The 661-nt window shown below is 37.2% G+C and carries 1 protein-coding gene; it reads left to right on the top strand.

Annotated elements, in window-relative coordinates:
* A partial coding sequence (locus tag GJV78_RS23215; RefSeq protein ID WP_209439288.1) for a hypothetical protein occupies positions 1-528 on the top strand: 528 nt, incomplete at its 5' end.
* Positions 529-661 lie beyond the last annotated feature (133 nt).

The following is a 661-nucleotide window of genomic DNA, read 5'->3' as shown; positions in this document are numbered from 1 at the left end:
TGGATGAAGCCCCCCGCCGACGACCCCTACTTTTTTCTGACACCTAAAATAACCCAAGGACGCTCCGTTAGTACCCCTGTGGAACTTTATAAAAAAGGCGCGACTGTTGATTTTACTTTTTGGCTGACACCATTACCTACGTCAAAATTGCTTTATCTCTTCCCTGTTTCACCACCATCTACACACATTGTTTTAAATATAAAAAAAAGCGAAGAGGCGAATATTAATTTCTTTCCTACCGAGATTTTCTCAAAAGAGGGTCCTGTCAATAATCTTCATGATACCTCGCTCTTAACCTTCGAAATCTATAGAATAAATGATAATTTAACAGAAACACTTATTTTTAAAAAGAATCATTTAATTGATAAAGTAACGCCAGCTAAAACGCTGCTTTTAACCTCATTAAATCATGATTTATTTGGCTTTGGCCATTATAGGTTAAAAGCAGAAGTAACAGGTGACCGTCCAGAATTAAAAATAGAAGGTTTATCATATTTTATTACGATAGAAACATATGCTATAAAGTAGATTATCCTGAAAGGTTAACCTATTAGAGGTAGTTAATGTGGGTAGCCTGAACCCGGACAACACGCGACGTCTGTCTGAAATACTGACCCAGTGGGCAATCCGCTCAAAAACGGGTTGAAAAAAATCAATCACG

This window comes from Intestinirhabdus alba (genome assembly GCF_009711095.1).
In the GTDB taxonomy this organism is placed as follows: domain Bacteria; phylum Pseudomonadota; class Gammaproteobacteria; order Enterobacterales; family Enterobacteriaceae; genus Intestinirhabdus; species Intestinirhabdus alba.
This window is presented reverse-complemented; position numbering and strand designations above follow the sequence as displayed.